This is a genomic window from Microbacterium sp. HD4P20, assembly GCF_019449275.2.
In the GTDB taxonomy this organism is placed as follows: domain Bacteria; phylum Actinomycetota; class Actinomycetes; order Actinomycetales; family Microbacteriaceae; genus Microbacterium.
In genome coordinates this window covers 475712-493571 of record NZ_JAHZQZ020000012.1, presented here as the reverse complement: position 1 = coordinate 493571, position 17860 = coordinate 475712, and the positions used below count along the sequence as shown (strand labels likewise).

At 68.7% G+C, this 17860-nt stretch carries 18 protein-coding genes; 7 read left to right on the top strand and 11 right to left on the bottom strand.

The genetic code is table 11. From position 1 onward, the window contains the following. Positions 1-83: 83 nt before the first annotated feature. Together K0817_RS07310 and K0817_RS07305 are read left to right on the top strand one after the other, a co-directional pair. Positions 84-1790 (top strand): MDR family MFS transporter, encoded by a 1707-nt coding sequence (locus K0817_RS07310; protein WP_219980703.1) that lies wholly within the window; start codon positions 84-86, stop codon positions 1788-1790. Positions 1791-1801: 11 nt separating this feature from the next. Continuing rightward, the gene (locus K0817_RS07305; protein ID WP_219980702.1) at positions 1802-2266 is read left to right on the top strand and encodes a MarR family winged helix-turn-helix transcriptional regulator; all 465 of its coding nucleotides are present in this window, start codon (positions 1802-1804) and stop codon (positions 2264-2266) included. A gap of 20 nt (positions 2267-2286) precedes the next feature. Here K0817_RS07305 and K0817_RS07300 read toward each other — a convergent pair whose 3' ends face one another. The 9 genes from K0817_RS07300 to K0817_RS07260 form a co-directional block, all read right to left on the bottom strand. Beyond that, a complete protein-coding gene (locus tag K0817_RS07300; RefSeq protein ID WP_219980701.1) occupies positions 2287-3291 on the bottom strand; it encodes a sugar phosphate isomerase/epimerase in 1005 nt (334 codons plus the stop codon). Between the two features lie 34 nt (positions 3292-3325). Further along, a complete protein-coding gene (locus K0817_RS07295) occupies positions 3326-4495 on the bottom strand; it encodes a Gfo/Idh/MocA family protein (RefSeq protein ID WP_253735236.1) in 1170 nt (389 codons plus the stop codon). Positions 4496-4517: 22 nt separating this feature from the next. Next, positions 4518-4811 carry a Dabb family protein gene (locus tag K0817_RS07290; protein WP_219980700.1) on the bottom strand — a complete coding sequence of 98 codons (294 nt, stop codon included), beginning with the start codon at positions 4809-4811 and terminating at the stop codon, positions 4518-4520. Positions 4812-4820: 9 nt separating this feature from the next. Beyond that, positions 4821-5714 (bottom strand): sugar phosphate isomerase/epimerase, encoded by an 894-nt coding sequence (locus tag K0817_RS07285; RefSeq protein ID WP_219980699.1) that lies wholly within the window; start codon positions 5712-5714, stop codon positions 4821-4823. Positions 5715-5823: 109 nt separating this feature from the next. Beyond that, a complete protein-coding gene (locus tag K0817_RS07280) occupies positions 5824-7035 on the bottom strand; it encodes a substrate-binding domain-containing protein (RefSeq protein ID WP_219980698.1) in 1212 nt (403 codons plus the stop codon). 2 nt (positions 7036-7037) lie between these two features. Beyond that, positions 7038-8117, bottom strand: coding sequence for an ABC transporter permease (locus tag K0817_RS07275; protein ID WP_219980697.1), 1080 nt, complete (start codon positions 8115-8117; stop codon positions 7038-7040). Beyond that, complete coding sequence (locus K0817_RS07270) at positions 8114-9214, bottom strand: ABC transporter permease (RefSeq protein ID WP_219980696.1); 1101 nt, start codon at positions 9212-9214, stop codon at positions 8114-8116. The genes K0817_RS07275 and K0817_RS07270 overlap by 4 nt, the downstream gene beginning before the upstream one ends. Further along, a complete protein-coding gene (locus tag K0817_RS07265; protein WP_219980695.1) occupies positions 9211-10779 on the bottom strand; it encodes a sugar ABC transporter ATP-binding protein in 1569 nt (522 codons plus the stop codon). The genes K0817_RS07270 and K0817_RS07265 overlap by 4 nt, the downstream gene beginning before the upstream one ends. Beyond that, the gene (locus K0817_RS07260) at positions 10776-10955 is read right to left on the bottom strand and encodes a hypothetical protein (protein ID WP_219980694.1); all 180 of its coding nucleotides are present in this window, start codon (positions 10953-10955) and stop codon (positions 10776-10778) included. The genes K0817_RS07265 and K0817_RS07260 overlap by 4 nt, the downstream gene beginning before the upstream one ends. 115 nt (positions 10956-11070) lie before the next feature. Between K0817_RS07260 and K0817_RS07255 the strand changes: the two genes are divergently transcribed. Both K0817_RS07255 and K0817_RS07250 read left to right on the top strand, forming a co-directional pair. Further along, positions 11071-12261 carry an ROK family transcriptional regulator gene (locus tag K0817_RS07255; protein WP_219980693.1) on the top strand — a complete coding sequence of 397 codons (1191 nt, stop codon included), beginning with the start codon at positions 11071-11073 and terminating at the stop codon, positions 12259-12261. A gap of 205 nt (positions 12262-12466) precedes the next feature. After that, positions 12467-13498 (top strand): NADP-dependent oxidoreductase, encoded by a 1032-nt coding sequence (locus tag K0817_RS07250; RefSeq protein WP_219980692.1) that lies wholly within the window; start codon positions 12467-12469, stop codon positions 13496-13498. Positions 13499-13557: 59 nt separating this feature from the next. Here the strand turns inward: K0817_RS07250 and K0817_RS07245 are convergent, their stop codons facing one another. Further along, positions 13558-14466 carry a LysR family transcriptional regulator ArgP gene (locus K0817_RS07245; RefSeq protein WP_219980691.1) on the bottom strand — a complete coding sequence of 303 codons (909 nt, stop codon included), beginning with the start codon at positions 14464-14466 and terminating at the stop codon, positions 13558-13560. 68 nt (positions 14467-14534) lie between these two features. Between K0817_RS07245 and lysE the strand changes: the two genes are divergently transcribed. Beyond that, the gene (gene lysE / locus K0817_RS07240; RefSeq protein ID WP_219980690.1) at positions 14535-15194 is read left to right on the top strand and encodes an L-lysine exporter; all 660 of its coding nucleotides are present in this window, start codon (positions 14535-14537) and stop codon (positions 15192-15194) included. A 211-nt stretch (positions 15195-15405) separates the two neighbouring features. Further along, on the top strand, positions 15406-15681 hold the full coding sequence (locus K0817_RS07235; RefSeq protein ID WP_219980689.1) for an acylphosphatase: 276 nt from the start codon (positions 15406-15408) through the stop codon (positions 15679-15681). A gap of 229 nt (positions 15682-15910) precedes the next feature. On the opposite strand, the gene K0817_RS07230 is transcribed toward K0817_RS07235, so the two are convergent. Further along, positions 15911-16981 carry an acyl-CoA dehydrogenase family protein gene (locus tag K0817_RS07230; protein ID WP_253735235.1) on the bottom strand — a complete coding sequence of 357 codons (1071 nt, stop codon included), beginning with the start codon at positions 16979-16981 and terminating at the stop codon, positions 15911-15913. 179 nt (positions 16982-17160) lie between these two features. Between K0817_RS07230 and K0817_RS07225 the strand changes: the two genes are divergently transcribed. After that, entirely contained in the window at positions 17161-17859 is a 699-nt protein-coding gene (locus K0817_RS07225; protein ID WP_219980687.1) for a winged helix-turn-helix transcriptional regulator, read from the top strand. Position 17860 lies beyond the last annotated feature (1 nt).

Genomic DNA, 17860 nt, shown 5'->3' with positions numbered 1-17860 from the left:
AGTCAACCATCAGTCATATAGTTGACCGGTCTCAACTGTTGACTCACGTCAACCAATGTCTCGCCGATCGCCGAAGGACCCCCATGGCCACTTCCCCTGCCGTCCCGACGGTTGCCGCCGCCGAGGAGCAACGTCAGCACCGTCGCGTGCTCCAGGCACTCACGGGCCTGCTGCTGGGCATGTTCGTATCGATGCTCGCGTCGACCGTCGTGTCGACCTCGCTCCCCGTCATCGTCCACGACCTCGGCGGCGACCAGGCGGCGTTCACGTGGGTGATCACGGCGACACTGCTGACCACTGCCATCTCGACGCCGATCTGGGGCAAGCTCGCCGACCTGTTCAATCGCAAGCTGCTGATCCAGATCGCGATCGTGATCTTCGTGCTCGCGACCGCCGCGGCCGGCTTCTCGCAGGACCCGGGTACGCTCATCGCCTTCCGCGCGGTGCAGGGCATCGGCGCCGGCGGGCTGGCGGCGCTCAGCCAGGTGATCATGGCCGACATCATCAGTCCGCGCGAGCGCGGCCGCTACATGGGTCTGTTCGGCGCGGTGATGGCCGTCGCCACCGTCGGCGGGCCGCTCCTGGGCGGCTTCATCACCGACACCATCGACTGGCGCTGGAACTTCTTCATCGCCCTGCCGTTCGCCGTCGCCGCGCTCATCATGATGCAACGCACGCTGCATTTGCCGGCCCGCCCGAAGCAGAAGGCGCGCATCGACTATTTCGGCATCGTGCTGCTGTCCACGGCGGTCTCGCTACTGCTCGTGTGGGTCACAAATGCGGGCACGGACTACGACTGGTGGAGCCTGCAGACCGTGCTCATGGTGGGCGGCGCCCTGCTCGCGGCCGTGCTCTTCGTCATCGTCGAGCTGCGTTCGAAAGAGCCGCTCGTGCCGCTCACGATGTTCCGCAACCGCACCTTCACGCTCGCGGTCATCGCGTCGATCTCGATCGGCATCGCGATGTTCGGCACGTCGGTGTTCCTCAGCCAGTACATGCAGATGGCACGCGGCGCGACCCCGACCGAGGCGGGGCTCATGACCATCCCGATGATCGCGGGCCTGCTCATCGCATCGATCGTGATCGGCGGGCTCGTCACCAAGCACGGGCACTGGAAGCCTTACCTCGTCGTGGGCGGCGTGCTGCTCATCGCCGGTTCGTATCTGCTGTCGACGATCCACTACGACACGAACTTCGTGCTCGTCTCGCTCTACATGTTCCTGCTCGGCGCGGGCGTCGGCATGACGATGCAGAACCTGGTGCTCATCGTGCAGAACACCGCCAAGCCGACCGAGATCGGTGTCGCGAGCTCGGGAGTGACGTTCTTCCGGAGTCTCGGCGGCACGATCGGCGTATCGGTGATGGGTGCAGCCCTCGCGAGCTCGGCCACGAACCTCGTCGCCGCCCGCACGGACGTCATCAGCGCAGCCGTCATATCGCTCGGAGAGAAGGGCGCGGCGGTCGCCGAGCAGCTGCAGTCCGGCGCCATCCCGAACGTCGCCCAGCTGCCCGAGGCCGTCCGCGTGATCTTCGAGGACATCTACGCGCAGGCGATCGCCAACTCGTTCCTCATCGCGGTCCCGCTCGCGGTGATCAGCCTGATCGCGATCGTCTTCCTTCCCAACAACCCGCTCACCCGCATGACGACGAGCGAGCGCGTCTCGGCGAGCGAAGCCGACCTCGCGACGGTCTCAACCGCTGAGGGCATGGAAGCGCTGACGGCGACCGGCGAAGTCGCACGACCGGATGCCGCGGCCACCCGGTCCGCGGAGGCTGGGTCGCCCCGCTAATGTCGATCACGATGACCGCCGATCCGACCCGAGAGGCGCGCACCGAGGCGGTGCGCGCCCTCGAGGCGGAGTTCGGGGAGCTGATCAACCGTTTCCGCCGCATCATCACCGAGAACGCCAACCGGGTGAGCCCGGGCATGCTGCCCGGCGCGTACAAGGTGTTCACGACGATCGTGCGCCGGGAGTCGATCACGCTCTCGGCGCTGGCCGAGAGCCTCACCGCCGACAAGGGCCAGATCAGCCGCACGGTGCGCGAGCTCGAGCAACTCGGCCTGATCCAGCGGACGCCCGATCCCGATGACGGCCGTTCCAGCCTGCTCTCGCCTACGCCCGAGGGCCTCGAACGGCTCGCCGCCGCACGTGCGCCGCACGAGAGCACACTCGTCGACGCCCTCGAGGATTGGGCCCTCGACGACATCCGCAATCTGACCCGGCTGCTGCACGCGCTCACCGCCGGCGAGACGCCCTCCGTCTGAATCCCTCTCGGGCCCTGCGCCTACTTGTGGGAGAACGCGGCGTCGAACGCCGCCGCCGACGGCTCGTAGGTCGACAGCCGACGCACGAACTCGAGCGCCTCGGGGGCGCCGGCCAGGCGGTCCATGCCGGCATCCTCCCACTCGACCGACAGCGGGCCGTCGTAGCCGATCGCGTTCAGCATGCGGAACGCGTCCTCCCACGGCACATCGCCGTGCCCCGTCGAGATGAAGTCCCAGCCGCGGCGCGGGTCGGCCCACGCGAGATGCGACGACAGGCGGCCGTTGCGGCCGTTGCCGGTCCGCTTCTTCGTGTCCTTGCAGTGCACGTGGTAGATCCGGTCCTGAAAGTCCCACAGGAACCCGACCGGGTCGAGATCCTGCCACACCATGTGCGACGGATCCCAGTTGAGGCCGAAGGCTTCGCGGTGGCCGATGGCCTCGAGCGTGCGCTTGGTCGTCCAGTAGTCGTACGCGATCTCGGACGGGTGCACCTCGTGCGCGAACCGCACGCCCACCTCGTCGAAGACGTCCAGGATCGGGTGGAACCGGTCAGCGAAGTCCCGATAGCCGGCCTCGATGAACTCGTCCGAGGCCGGCGGGAACATCGCCACGGCCTTCCAGATCGACGATCCGGTGAAACCGGTCACCGTTTTCACGCCGAGCGACGCCGCCATCCTCGCGGTCAGCTTGAGTTCTTCGGCCGCCCGCTGCCGCACGCCTTCCGGCTCACCGTCGCCCCACACCCGATCGTTCAGGATGTCGCGGTGCCGCTGGTCGATCGGATCGTCGCACACCGCCTGCCCGGCGAGGTGGTTCGAGATCGTGAAGACCTTCAAGCCATTGCGATCGAGGATGTCGAGCCGGGACTGCACGTAGGCGTCGTCATCCCACCGCGACACGTCGAGGTGGTCGCCCCACGAGGCGACCTCGAGTCCGTCGTAGCCCCACTCGCCGGCGAGGCGCGCCACCTCCTCGAACGGCAGATCGGCCCACTGGCCGGTGAACAGAGTGACTGGTCGCGTCATCGCGTTGCACCTTTCGTCGGAGGGATGCCGGAGCTCAGCCGGCGATGGGAGTCCAGACGCTTCCCGCGGCCGAGCTGCGCTCCACGCCGTCGAGCACACGCTGCACGTGCAGCCCGTCGGCGAACGACGGACGCGGCGCCGAGCCCTCGTCGATGGCGGTGACGAAGTCCCGGACTTGGTGTGAGAACCCGTGCTCGTAGCCGAGCATATGCCCGGTGGGCCACCACGGGGCGAGGTAGGGGTGGTCGTGCTCGGTGACCAGGATGCGGCGGAACCCGAGCTCGAGCTCGGGCTGCGTCGCGTCGTAGAATTCCAGCTCGTTCATGCGCTCGAGGTCGAACGCGATCGCTCCGGTGGAGCCTGAGATCTCGATGCGCAGCGCGTTCTTGCGACCGGTGCGGAACCGCGTCGCCTCGAACGAGGCGAGTGCGCCGGACTCGAGCCGGCCGTGGAACAGCGCGACGTCGTCCACCGTGACCTCGCCGCGCTCAGCGGACGCGGTGCCCGAGAGCCCCACGCCTTCGCCGAGGAGGGGCCGTTCCTTCACCAGGGTCTCGACGATGCCCGCCACGGAGGCGAGCCGCTGCCCCGTGATGAACTCGGTCAGGTCGATGGCATGGGCTCCGATGTCGCCCAGCGCACCGGATCCGGCATGCTCCTTCTTCAGGCGCCACGTGAGCGGGGCCTCGGCATCGGTCAGCCAGTCCTGCAGGTATTCGGCGCGGACCTGCCGAACCTCGCCGATCCGCCCGGCCGCGACGAGGTCACGGGCGAACGTCGCGGCGGGAACGCGCCGATACGTGAAGCCGACCATGGAGCGCACGCCACGCTCGGCCGCAGCGGTCGCGACCCGGTTCATCTCCTCGGCCTCTGCCACTGTGTTGGCCAGTGGCTTCTCGCACAGCACGTGCTTGCCGGCCTCGAGGGCGGCGATCGCGATCTCGGCGTGCGTGTCGCCGGGTGTGACGATGTCGACCACGTCGATGTCGTCGCGATCGATCACGTCGCGCCAGTCGGTGGCGCTCTCGTTCCAGCCCCATTTGCGGGCGGATGCCTCGACCCCGGCCGCGTTGCGACCGACGATGACCGACATTTCGGGCTCGAGCGGAAGATCGAAGAATCGGGGGGCCACGCGCCACCCCTGGGAGTGCGCTGCGCCCATGAAGCCGTGGCCGATCATGGCGATGCGAAGCGTGTCGGTCATCGCGTGTCCTCTCTCTGGGGAGTCAATTCGAGAAGTCGTATTCCTGGAACGCCGCGACTTCGGGCACCCAGCGGCGCGCTACGAAGTCGACGTGCGCGGGGTGCGCGTTGTAGGCGTCATAGGCGTCCTCGTCGGCGAACACCATCGTGAACTGGTGCCTCAGGTCACTCTTCGGGCTCACCTGGCGCCTCACGGCGAAGTCGGTCACCCCCGGGATCTGAGTCAGGGTGCGACGCCCGGTCTCGAGGAACTCCCGCTCCTCCTCCGAGCCCGGAGCGTGGATGAGCCGGAAGACGACGGTGTGCTGAATCGACATCGGGATCCCTTACTGATGAGACGAAGTGGGTGAAGGGTGGACCGTGCCGCGCTCCGCCTGCAGCGCGGCAAGATAGGCCAGTGAGCGCTCGGCCAAGGCGTCCTGCGAAGGCGCGAGTGGTCGCCACACCGACGCGGCGACCGCGATCGTGGCATTCTCACCGGTGAAGCTCTCCAGGCCCAGGACACCGTCGTATCCGGCCGCGTCGAGCGCATCCAGCGTCGCCGGCCAGTCTGTGTGATCATCGCCGACGGCACCGCGGTCGTTGCCGCACACCTGGACGTGGGCGATGTGGCGTCCTGCCGCGCGGATGGCGGCATCCGGCTTCTTCTCCTCGATGTTGAGATGGTAGGTGTCCAGCGCCAGGCCCAGCCCCTCGCCGAGGAGTGGCGCGAGCGCGTCGAGGCCCTGCTCGACCGTGTTGATCACGCTGGTCTCATAGCGGTTCAGCGGCTCGACCGCGAGCATGACGCCCGTCGCGACGGCCTCGTCGACGAGGGGGCGCAGATTGCGGCGCAACTGCGCAGAGACCTCGGCGCGCTCTTCGGGGGTCATCCGCCAGGTCACCCCTGTGGGCGCGTAGAACGGGCCCGCGATGACGGATGCCCCGACCGTCTGCGCTGCCGTGATGCAGGTTCGCAGATACTCCTGCGTGGCCGGCACGTTGCCCGTCCGCTCGACCAGCGAGCGGCCCGGACCCATCGCGCCGACGACGACGGGGACGAGCCCGAGCCGCTGCAGCAGATCCCGCGCGCGGGCGGCGTCCCAGTCCCCCGCGTTCTCGAGCGGCAGCTCGATGGCACCGAAGCCCATCTCGGCGATGCGCGGCGCGAGGCTCGCGAGCGACTCGTCGGTCAGGGGCGATGTCCATACCCACGTGTTCACGCCGATCGTGCGCTGCATAGGGCTTCTCATTCATCGTCGGAAAGGGCGGGCGGCATCGTGCGGGGAGCCGGGCCCCGTCCGTCCGCCTGTTGCGGCGGCCGGACGAGACCCGGTCAGGTGGTGCGGGTTACGGGATCTGGCGCTCTTGCCAGACCTCCGGGTAGCCGGGCAGGTTCTCGCCACCGAACTTCGCATAGTGGCCGTCGGGCATGCCGTCATTCGCCTCGAGCCACTCGTCGAGCTCGCCGGCCTCGATCGGCACCTGCGGGAGCACCCACTCCTTCGGGATCTCCTCGCCGGCGAAGATCTTCTGCACCGCCAGCAGCGGGGTGCGCCACTGGAAGTTCGAGTACACCGGAGCAAGGCCAGTGAGACCGGTCTCCTTCCACTTGCGCAGGAAGCTCATCTCGTCTTCACCGGTCATGACGGGGTAGTCCACGCCGGCGTCCTCGAACGCCTCGATGGCTGCGACCGCGCCGTCACCGGCATCCATCCAGATGCCGTCGACCTCACCCGTGGCCAGTTCATCCGAGATGATGCTCTTGATCTCAGCGGGGTCTGCACCGGTGAAGTAGTCGACCGCCTCGATGCCCGCCTCTTCGAACAGGTGCTCGGCCGCCGCCCAGCGCTGCTCGAGCACGTCGACACCCGGGAGGATCCGAAGGCCGATGACCTTGTCGCCCTCCTCGAGGTTGTCGATGAGGAACTGCGCCGTGTCGATGCCCCACGCGAACCCGCCGATGGGGTGGATGAACGTGACCGGGCAGTCCGTCTCGACTCCTCGGTCGAAGACGATGACAGGCTTGCCGGTCTCGCACGCGCGCTCGACCGCCGGAGTCATCGCCGCCGTGCTGTTGGGCGAGATGATGAAGACGTCGCAGTTGCCCTCCGAGATGAAGTAGTCGATGTCGGCGATCTGCGTGTCGTCCGAGTCCTGCGCGTCACGCGTCTCCATCTCGCTGATGACGCCGGCCTCCTGCAGCACCTGCAGCTGCTGGTTCATCGTGATCCAGCCCGTCTGACGCCACGGGTTCGAGATCGACGCGTTCGCGAAGCAGGCCTTCTTCGGGCCCGGCGACGCATACTGCGCGGTGTCGACCATCTCGGCATCGATGTGCTGCAGGTAGGGCTCGTCCTCGGGTCCTTGCGGAACAACCTCTCGCTGAGCCATCTGCGTGTCGAACAGCTCCTGGTCGAACCACTCGTTGGCACCACCGTCTTCGCTCGGCGCCGCGGACGAGTCCGGCGGGGCCACGCTGGGGTCGGTCGTACACCCTACGAGGGCGAAGAGGCCGACGAGCGCCACCGATGTGGTGGCGATCTTCACTGATCGTCGCATTGCTAGTCTCCTCTGGTTTGTGCGGAGCCCTCTGGTGCGAGGGCGGGTGATGCGGACGACTCCTCGGCGCCGTCGGGCGCGTCGGGTTTCTTCCCCGTATCGGGAGAAGGCGTGGGGGCCGCCCCTCGGCGGCGTGAGCGGAACACGAGTCCCGAGTAGGCGACGGCGGCGATGATGATGAAACCCTGCACGGCGTCGCGCAGCGACGACGGCACTCCGGCGATGTTCAGCACCAGGAAGAGGGCCTCGAGCACGAATGCGCCCGCCACCGCTGCGACGATCCATCCCCGTCCGCCGCCGAGCACGACGCCTCCGAGCACCACCGCCGTGATGGCGATGAACTCGTAGCCGCGACCCACCGAGGGGTGGACGCCGGCGTACCCGACGAGAAGCACAGCCGAGACCGTGGCCGACAGCGACGAGATCATGAAGGCGCGCGTCGTGACCCACCAGTCACGGGCACCCGAGTAGCGGACGGCGCGGGAGTTGTCGCCGATGGCGATCAGCAGCTTGCCGAGTGGACGTTTGGTGACCCAGATGCCGAGAGCGAGCCACGCGGCGAGGATCAGCACCGACCACGGCAGGAAGTCGATGAGCGCGAGATCACGGATGCCGCCGCGACCGATCTGCCGGAAGCTGTCCGCCGGGTTGCCGGTCGCCGCGCCGCCGGTCCACCACAGGACCAGTCCGAGGAGTGCCAGCATCATGCCGAGCGTGACGATGAAGGACGGCACCTTCAGCAGCGTCGTGAGCAGCCCGTTCACCAAGCCGATGAACAGACCGAGCACGACCATGAGGCACAACACGGGGATCGTGCGCGAGTCGTCTTCGCCGACGAGGTTGCCGGCGACGATCACCTGCGCGGTGATGAGCGACCCCTGTGACAGATCGAACTCGCCCGCGATGATGACGAAGTACTGACCGATGGCCACGATAGCGATCGGAGCGACGCGCTGGATGTAGCGCATGATCTGACCGGGCTCGGCGAAGTTCGGATTCATCACGATCACCGCGATGAGCAGGATCGCCAGCAGCAGGAACACCGCGCCGCGCGGGCTCACCAGAGTGCGCACGAAGTTCATGACCGGTCTCCCTCCGCCGTCGGACGGGGATCGTTCGCGACCGCCTCGGCTTCCCGGGTGTGGGATGCGGCGACCATGGCGGGAGGGGCGGCCTCGGCCACGGCATCCCCGCCCGTTCTCGTCCCGCCGGGCCCGAAACGCGGCCGACGGCGGACGATGGCCCGGCGGCTGTACACGGCGACCGCGGCCACGATGACGACCCCGCGGACGACATCCTTGAAGAAGGGGTTGACCTGCATGACGCTCATCACGTTGTCGACGACGGCGAAGATGGCGACGCCGCCGATGGTGCCCCAGATCGAGCCGCGTCCACCGAGCAGCAGCGTGCCGCCCAGCACCACCGCCGCGATGGAGAGGAGTCCGTACCCGCCCTGCTGACCCACGGTGGGGCTGCCGACGCCGAGGCGGCTGGCCAGCAGCAGACCTGCGAGACCGGCGAACACCGAGCAAAGGACGTGCGCGGTGATCAGCGGAGGGCGTGTGCGCACGCCCGAGAGGCGGGCGACTTCGGGATCGCCGCCGACGGCGAAGAGGTGGGCGCCGGTTCGCGTGCGGCCGAGGAGGAACCAGACCACGACCGCGAGCACGAGCATGATGATGGTCGACACCGGAACCGGCCCGACGCCCGTTGCGCCGATCACTTGGAACTCCCACGGCACGGCCCCCGCGCTTCCCTGGAAGTTCGTGTTCAGCACCCCCTGGAGAATGAGCCCGACGCCCAGGGTCGCGATGAATCCGTTGACCTTGAGGACCGTCACGATCAACCCGTTCGCGAGCCCGATCGCGGCGCACAGGATCAGCGTGAGGGTCACTGCCCACGGGATGTTGGCGGCGTTGCCGTTCATCGTGGTCGCGGCGATGAGGCTCGCGAGGCTCATGACGTATGTGACCGACAGATCGAGCGAGGCGCCCAGGACGACGAGCGTCTGGCCGATCGCGACGAGGCCGAGAACGCTCATGCCGGTGAGGATGTCGCGGATGTTGCCGGGGCTGAAGAAGTTTCGACCGACCGTGGCCACGAGGATCGCGCCGACGGCGATCGTGAGGATCAGGATGGCGAGGACGATGACGGTCGAATCGACGCGGATGCGCTTCACGAGCGCTCTCCTTCCTCGTCGAGGCGGGGATCTGGAACCTCTACGACGGGTGAGCCGGTCGCCGCCGCGAGCACCTCGTGCTCGGCGGCGTCAGCGGGAAGCTCGGCGGCGAGCTCGCCGTCGCGCATGACCAGGATGCGGTCGCTCATACCGATGATCTCGGGCAGCTCGCTCGAGACCATGAGCACCGCCTTCCCTTCGGCGGCAAGCTGCCGCATCAGCTGATAGACGGCGATCTTCGCGCCGACATCGATGCCGCGGGTGGGCTCGTCGAACAGCACGACCTGCGGGTCGGTGACGAGCCACTTCGCGAGCACGACCTTCTGCTGATTGCCGCCGGAGAGGAACCGCACCTCCTGGTCGACGCCTCTCGACGAGACCTCGAGCGAGGTCAGAACGCCCGGGACCTGCCGGCGAGCCGAGCCCATGCGCCCCGTGAAGACGCTCCGCACCACGAGCAGCGCATTGTCGAGCACCGACTGCCCCAGCGCGAGTCCCTGAGCCTTGCGGTCTTCGGTGACCAGGGCGACTCCCGCCCGGACGGCGGCGCGGGCACTCGTGAACCGCGCGGATCTGCCGTCGAGCATCACCCGCCCACGACTGAAGCCGTGGACGCCGAAGATGCCCTCGACGAGCTCGGTGCGCCCCGAACCCTGCAGACCCGCGACGCCGACGATCTCGCCGGCGCGCAGCGTGAGCGTGACGCCGTCGACGAACTCGTTCCCACAGTTCTCGAGCTCCAGGCGCGCGTCTCCGACGGCGGTCCCCTCGACGGGGCCCGGGAAGTACGACTGGATCGGGCGTCCTACCATGCGGTGCACCAGTTCCGCACTGGTGAGGTCGGCGGCGGCATCCGTCGACACCAGCGAACCGTCCTTCAGGATCGTGATGCGGTCGCAGAGGTCGAAGATCTCTTTGAGTCGGTGCGAGACGTAGATGACGGCGACGCCGCGCGCGGTGAGGCGCCGGATGATCGCGTAGAGCAGCTCGACCTCGTGATCGCTGAGCGCTGCCGTCGGCTCGTCCATCGAGATGACTCGCGCATCGAACGAGAGCGCCTTGACGATCTCGACGATCTGCTGCTCGGCCACAGACAGCGAACCCACCCGGGCGGCCGGGTCGATGAAGGTGACGCCGAGGTCTTCGAGCAGCGTCCGCGTGCGGCGCACCATTCCTGCGCTGTCGATGAACCCGGCCTTGCGCGGCTCACGACCGAGGAAGACGTTCTGGGCGACAGTGCGCTCGGGCAGCAGGTTGAACTCCTGGAACACCGTCACCAGGCCTGCGTCCATCGCCTGCCGGGGGTGAGTGAACTCGACATGCCGGCCCTCGAACTCCACGGAGCCCTCGTCGGCCTGATGCACCCCGGCAAGGACCTTCATCAAGGTGGACTTACCTGCACCGTTCTCTCCGACAAGGCCGTGGACCTCGCCCCGACGAACGTCCATGTCGATGCCCGACAGCACGGTGACTCCGAAGAAGCTCTTGGAGATCCCGCGCGCTTCCAGCACGACATCGATCTTGTCTTCGGGCAGGGGCGTGCCGGCAAGCACGGTCTCGCTCATGCGGTCACCTCGATCCGGGTTCGGGACTGCGCCGCCTCGAGCACGGCATCAGTGAACACCGCGGCCCGCAGGCCGTCGGCGAAAGCGGGCAGTCCGTCCGAGAGGCTGCACGAGCGCGAGCCGAGACGTCCGGTGCGGATCGTTCCGACACCGGCGTCGGTGACATCCGTTGTCATGTGGACGATTGTGACACGACCCTCCTGACTTTTGCTACTCCTCCGTCAAAAGTAACCATGCCGTGATCTGAAGATGGATGCTGGATGTCGTGAAGTCGTGTGCTTTACTGTCGCCATGGTCGACGCGGGGCGCGCCACGGGAGCCGCCAGTCCCGGTGCCGGAGAGATTTTTCAGATCCTTCGTGACGGCCGCGCGCGCACCAAGGCTGAGTTGGCAGCGCTGACAGGCCTCGCCCGCTCCACGGTCTCATCGCGCGTCGACGCACTGGTCGCGTCGGGACTCGTCCACCCAGCCGGCGAGGCCGTGTCGACGGGGGGACGCCCGCCCGCGCGCGTGGCCTTCAATCCGCTCGCCGGGCTCGTCCTCGCCGTCGACCTGGGCGCCACGCACGCGACCGTCGCGCTGGCCGACCTGTCGGGTCGCATCCTCTCCAGCCGCACGCGCTCACTCCGCATCGCCGACGGCCCGGAGAGGGTCCTAGACAGCGTTATCGCCGAAGGGACCCAACTGCTCGAAGCGGGGGCGCACGACGGTTCCCATCTCGTCGGCGTCGGCATCGGCGTGCCTGGCCCTGTGGAGCACTCCACGGGGCGACCCACGAATCCGCCGATCATGCCCGGCTGGGACCGGTTCGATGTGCCTGCCTATGTGCAGCGCACCTTCGACCTCCCCGTCCTTGTCGACAACGACGTCAACATCCTCGCGCTCGGCGAGCGCGCAGTGAGCTGGCCTCATGTCGACGACCTGATCTTCGTGAAGGTCGCGACCGGAATCGGCGCGGGCATCATCTCGGGCGGCGAGTTGCAGCGAGGTGCTCAGGGTTCGGCCGGCGACATGGGCCACGTGCAGGTGCCATACAGCCATGACTCGCCGAGACCGCCCGGTGACGAACGCGATCTGGAGGCGATCGCGAGTGGCACGGCGATCGCCGCCGACCTCCGCTCCCAGGGCATCGAGGCGACCGACAGCAGCGATGTCGTCCAGCTCGTTCGAGCCGGCAACCCTGCCGCGATCTCGGCGACACGGCAAGCCGGCCGCGAGGTCGGGGAAGTGCTCGCGACCGTGGTGAACATGCTGAACCCGTCGATCATCGTCATCGGCGGGAGCGTCGCCCGCGCGGGCGAGCACCTCCTCGCCGGCGTACGCGAGGTCGTCTACCGGCGGTCTATCCCGCTCGCGACGCAACATCTGGGTATCGTGCAGTCACAAGCAGGCGAGACGTCCGGCGTGCTCGGTGCGGCGATCATGGTCGTGCAGCACGTCCTCTCCCCCGCCGGCGTCGAGGCCCGGGCCACGCGCAGCTGAACCAGACGGATCCGCGCGCGGAGCGCACCCTCTTCCGCGGCGCTCGTGCTGCAGGGCGGTACCGGCGAACTCATCACGGCGGCATCCGGAGCGGTTCGCACTGGTAGCAATCGCGTAACACGGACGAGACAATCACACGGTTGACTGACATCGGCGCCGTGACGAGCGCTGTCGCCGACGACGCGCACGCGGAAGGAGCACACCCATGAGATTCCGACCGCTGAGATCGGCAGCCGCACCGGTGAGCGATGGAAGCACTGTGCCCGACCCGCCCGCCGAGATGCGCGCCATGGTCCTGGATGCTCCGGGTGACGCCGACGCGCTGCGCGCGGCATCCGTACCCGTTCCGTCGCCCGTGATGAGCGAACTGCTCGTGCGCGTCATCGCCGCGGGGGTCAATCCCATCGACGCGAAGACACGTGCGGGTCGAGGTGTGTGGGGTGCGGTCGACCACCAGCCTGCGCTGCTCGGCTACGACTTCAGCGGAGTGGTGGTCAAGAGCCCGTACGAGGCCCACCCGCTTCCACCGGGGACGCCGGTCTTCGGCATGGCACCGTTCCCGCGATCGGGCGGGACGTACGCGGAGTACACGGTGGTGCCCTCGCTGTCGGTGGCGCGCAAGCCGCACGCGCTGTCGCACGTCGAGGCCGCCGGCGTCCCGCTCGCGGCACTGACCGCGTGGGGCCTCGTGGTCGAGACCGCACGCGCGCACGAAGGGCAGCGAGTTCTGATCCACGCGGGCAGTGGCGGTGTCGGCCACTTCGCCGTGCAGTTCGCCGCGTACTTCGGCGCCCACGTGACGACCACCGCGTCGGGACGCAACGCCGCGTGGCTGCGCGAGCTCGGCGCGGCTGTGGTGATCGACCACACCACCACCCGGTTCGACGAGGTGGTCGCCGATGTCGACGTCGTCATCGACCTCGTCGGCAACGTCCACGGCGACACCGGCACGCGGTCGCTGAACGTGCTGCGACCCGGCGGCCTGTATGTCGTGGTGCCCACCGGCTCGTGGACGGGATACGCCGACGCGGCGGCCGCAGCCGGGGTCCGCGCGACCTCGTTCAAGGTCGCCCCGGACGGCGGAGCACTCGGGACGATCGCGCGCCTGCTCGACTCCGGCGCGGTGCAGGTCTACATCGACGCGGTCTTCGACCTCTCGGACGTCGCCGCCGCGCACCGCCGCCTCGAGGACGGACACACCCGCGGGAAGCTGGTGCTGCGGGTGAGCGACGACTGACCCGCCCCAGTCCGTTCACTTGCCCTGAATGTACGCGCTGACGCCGTCCCGGCGTACATTCAGGGCAAGTGAACGGGCGACAGCGGCGCGAGCACCCGGCGGCCGTCCGCCACGATCTCCTCGGCGATGGCATCGAGCAGGGGCGAGCGCAGGTTCCACTGCTGCCAGTACAGCGCAACGTCCACCGCCACCCCGCCCAGCAGCACGAGCTCGCCGCGCTCGAGCGCTTCGGCCGACTGGAATCGGGGCAGCATGGCCCACCCGAAACCCAGCCGGACGGCGGTGGCGAAGTCGCTGGATGCCGGCACGTAGTGCCGCGGCGGCCGCGCCGGCTCCACGCCCTCCGCCGTCAGCCACGCGTTCTGCAGATCATCGCGGCGGTCGAAGTCCACCAGCGGCGCCTCGGTGAGCGCGGCGATGCGATCGCCTCGCAGCCAGCGATCGACGTACGCCGGAGTCGCGACCGCTTCGTACCTCATCGCGCCGAGCGTGGCGACGCGGCATCCGGCGACGGGCGCGGCCCGGGACGTGACGGCGCCCATCACGGTGCCCGACTCGAGCAGTCCGGCGGTGAAGTCCTGGTCGTCGCGGTGCAGGTCGAAGACGACCGGATGCTGCCGAGACAGCCTGGCGAGAGGCTCGAGGAACCACGTCGCGAGCGAATCGGCGTTCACCGCGAGCGGCACGCCCGTGCGCGACTGGTCGGCGGGATCGGCTCCGAGTTCGGCGAGCGTGTCGTGCTCGAGAAGCGCGGCCTGACGCGCCAGACGGATGATCGCGCGGCCCGCGTCCGTGGCCCGCACGGGTTTGGATCGCACCAGCACGAGCCGGCCGAGCTGCTCCTCGAGAGCCTTGATGCGCTGGCTGACCGCCGAGGGGGTGACGTGCAGGCGCCGGGCTGCGGCATCCAGCGTCCCCTCGTCGACGACGGCCGCAACCGTCTCTGCCAGCTCGAAAGAGATCTTCATCAGTGCAGCTAATGGTACTGAAGAATCATGAGCTGGACTACGGTTCACGCGGATCGTAGCGTCGAATCGTGCTCACCTCCCTGCTGGCCGGTCTCGGCCTCGGCTTCTCGCTCATCATCGCGATCGGCGCCCAGAACCTCTTCGTCCTGCGCCAGGGGTTGCGGCGCGAACACGTCGTCCTCGTCGCTGCCATCTGCGCGATCTCGGATGCCGTTCTCATCGCGCTCGGCGTCTCGGGGATCGGCCTCGTCCTGCAGGCCGTGCCGTGGCTCGTCGATGTGATCCGCTGGGCGGGCGCGATCTTCTTGGTCGCCTACGGCGTGCTCGCGGCACGACGGGCATGGCGACCCAGCGGCCAGACCCTCACGTCGGCGGAGACCGCCCCGCGCAGCGCCCCGCCGGCGAACCCCGGGCCGGGGACCGCGCTGGCCACGCGCACCCGCGTGATGCCGCTCGTGCTCACGTGCCTCGCACTGACCTGGCTCAATCCGCACGTCTACCTCGACACGGTGTTCCTGCTCGGTTCGGTCGCGAGCACCCACGGCGACACGCGCTGGGTCTTCGCCGCCGGTGCGATCACGGCGAGCTTCGCGTGGTTCTTCGGGCTCGCCTTCGGCGCACGGTTCTTGAGCCGGTGGCTTTCCACCCCACGGGCGTGGCGGATCCTCGACGCCGTCATCGCGGTCGTGATGATCGGGCTCGGCGTCACGCTCGTGCTCCCCCACTGACGCCCGAGCGACGGTGCGTCCGCGTCTGCGCAGCGAGGGGTCGTCGATCTCGGCGATCCGTGCGGCCACGATCGCCCGGTTGGTGTCGTCGGAAGAGGGCACTCGGGCCGGCAGCGGATCGTGCTCTCGCGGTAGTCGTCGACGGTTCCCATGGCGGCATCCTGGCAGGTGCCGGTCGCCCAGGGCAGGACGGGCACGGCACGATGGAGGCATGAGACGCGTTCATGTGATCGTTCGCGGTGAGGTGCAGGGCGTCGGCTACCGCTACACGATGAGGATGGTGGCGCGCGAGGCGGGGGTCACCGGCTGGGTGCGCAACCGGCGAGACGGCAGCGTCGAGGCGGAGTTCGAGGGGACGCCGGCCGCGGTGGACGAGGTTCTCGCCTGGATGGCGGAAGGCCCGCCCGGATCTGCGGTTGCCTCTGCGACGGTGCAGGATGCCGCGCCGCACGGCGGCAGCGGCTTCGAGGTTCTTCCCACCGCCTGAGCCGGCGCCTCGGCCGGTGTGAGGCTCGACTTGGCCGGGAAGGCCGACAGGAGATCGCCGCGCCGCGATCCGACCCCAGAATCGGATCCGCAGGTGCGGACCGCCACCGCAACACGCCGTGCCGCGGCATCCGGAACCGGCGTGTTACCCCAGCACTCCGCACCAGCGGATCCGATTCTGAGTACAGCCGGCGCGGCTGTCCGTCTCGGCCTCGGCCGAGGCGGTCGAATCACTCCGGAGAAACCCCGAGCGCGTCCTTCCCCGCGGCGAGAAGCGTCGCCTCCGGGGTCAGCGGATGAAAAGCGGCCGCACGGATGTCGCGGTAGCAGCGCTCGATCACCGACCCGGTGAAGAACGCCCCGCCGCCGGCGACCTGCATCGCGAGATCGCACACCTCGACGCCCGCGCGGGCAATCTCGGCCTTGGCGGCCATCACGGCGAGGAACCCCTCGTACGAGGGGGCCGGATCGTCCCCGATGGTGGACACGGCGCCGTCGAGAGCCCAGGCCGCCACCTGCAGCCGCTGGCGCATCAGGCCGATGGTGCGCTGCACCGTCGGGTCCGTCGCGCGCCGGGCGCTCACGCTGAGGGCCTCGCGGTATGCGGCGTCCGCCACCCCGAGATAGGCGCCGGAGATGATCGAGAAGGCGATGCTCGCGATCACCTGCAGAGGCGGGTCGATCACGCCGTACGGCCGGTCGGCGAGCACACGGTCCTGGGGGACGAAGACGTCGGTCAGGACGACGTCGTCGCTGGCCGTGCCGCGCATGCCCAGCACATCCCAGTTGTCGGCGACAGACACGCCCTCCGCGCTCAGCGGCACCGCCATGTTCAGGACACGGGTCCCGCGCACGGGATCGTGGAAGGGGAACATCGTCGACATCACCGTGCCGACGGCGGACTGACTGACGAATCGCTTGCGCCCGCTCACGCGGTAGCCACCCTCCACCGCCACGGCCTCACCGGCTGGATGGGTGAAGTCGCCGCCGCCCGTGGAGACCAGCACGATCTGCTCGTCAGCCACCCGCCGAAGCGTCGCCTCGGCCCCCGGCATCCCGCGCCGGTACCGCCAGGCGGTGAAGCAGGTGACGTGCTGATGCATGGAACTCGCCAGTGCTGTCGCGCCGCAGTGATGGGCGATCTCGCGTTGCAGTGCTACGAGGTCTCGGATGCTCGCGCCGTCGCCCCCGAGTTCGACGGGCACGGCGGTCTTGAGCAGACCGGCGTCGCGGAGCGCGTCGTATGACTCGGTGACGAAGGTGCCGTCGCGGTCGTGGCGGGCCGCGTTCGCGGCGAGCACCGGGCCAATCGCCTGTGCTCGCTCTGCAGGGGACGCTGATGAACGGGTTGCTGGGCTTTCGGTGATGGTCATGTCGCCAGCATCCGCCCGACGCCTTGTGACCTCCAGTTCACAATCGCGACCCGGTCGGTACGAAATCGGGACTACCGCTCGAGCATCGCCGGCGGGACCATGGGGACATGGCAGACTACGGCCGTTACTGCCCTGTCGCGATGGCCAGCGAGGTCATGGCTGATCGATGGACGCCCCTCATCGTCCGGGAGCTCGTGCTGGGCAACACCAGATTCAATGACATCGCGCGGGCGATGCCGGGCATCTCACGCTCGCTCCTCGTCCAGCGCCTGCGCCACCTCGAGCGCAGCGGCGTGCTTGAGACGTGGCCATCGCCGACGGGGCACGGCAGCGAATACCACCTCACGCCGGCGGGCCGTGACCTCGAACGCGTCATCGACAGCCTCGGGCGCTGGGCGATCGAGTGGCTGTTCGACGACATGGAGCCTCATCAGGTGGAGCCCACGACCCTGATGTGGTGGATGCATCGCCGCGTCGCGCCCGAGCGGTTTCCACCCCGGCGGGTGGTGATCGAGTGGCGCCACACCGCACCCAGGCCGGAGACGATCTGGTTCGTGCTCGAGCACGGCGCGGCCTCGGTCTGCACGCAGCACCCCGGCTTCGACGTCGACCTCGTCGTGACCATGGCGACAGCAGACCTCGCGGACGTCTTCCAGGGCTACCGGCGCTGGGCCGAAGCGGTCGACCTCGGCGCCATCTCAGTCGAGGGTTCGCCCCGGCTGACGCACGCCCTCCCGAAGTGGTTCCTGTGGAGCCCGTGGGTGGAGGTCACGCACGCGCGTGCAGTGCGCGCCGTGACCGCCTGAA